The sequence below is a fragment of the Nocardia takedensis NBRC 100417 genome (genome assembly GCF_000308695.1).
Classification (GTDB): Bacteria; Actinomycetota; Actinomycetes; order Mycobacteriales; family Mycobacteriaceae; genus Nocardia; species Nocardia takedensis.
This window is the reverse complement of the sequence record NZ_BAGG01000176.1, coordinates 1-615: the sequence shown is the minus strand read 5'-3', so window position 1 is coordinate 615 and position 615 is coordinate 1. Positions and strand designations below refer to the sequence as shown.

Sequence of the window (615 nt, the reverse complement as noted above, 5' to 3'; positions counted from 1 at the left end):
CCTAGTGTTCCGCGTCTGAAATCCGTTGACTAATTATAGGATTCGTCGGTGGCGAGGACTGGGCGGCCGAGGTCGGGGCCGGAGTTGGTGGTGACAGAGGCTCAGCGCAAAGAGCTGGTCCGAGGAGCGCGGGCGGCGACATCGACGCAGGCATATGCGCTGCGATGCCGGATCGTGCTGGCCTGCGCCGAGCCCGGCGCGTTCAACACCCACGTCGCGGCCGAGGTCGGGGTGACGGGGATGACGGTGCGCAAATGGCGGAACCGTTTCATCGAGTTCGGTATCGCCGGGCTCGCCGACGAGCCGCGACCGGGACGGCCCCCGTCGGTTTTGCTCGATCAGGTGCAGCAGGTCGTGGAAACGACGTTGGAACAGGTCCCGGCCGACGCCACGCATTGGTCGCGGTCGTCGATGGCGCAGCGAACCGGGTTGTCGAAGTCGACGATCGGGAGGATCTGGCGGCGGTTCGAGCTGAAGCCCCATCTGACCGGCGGGTTCAAGATCTCCACCGACCCGTTGTTCGTGGAGAAGGTCGTCGATGTCGTCGGCCTGTACCACAACCCGCCCGAACGGGCGGTGGTGCTGTGCGTCGATGAGAAATCGCAGATCCAAGCA

1 protein-coding gene is annotated in these 615 nt (G+C 65.2%); it reads left to right on the top strand.

Features of this window, described 5'->3' with window-relative positions:
* Nucleotides 1-90: 90 nt before the first annotated feature.
* A partial coding sequence (locus tag ON30_RS27795; RefSeq protein WP_169334956.1) for an IS630 family transposase occupies nucleotides 91-615 on the top strand: 525 nt, incomplete at its 3' end.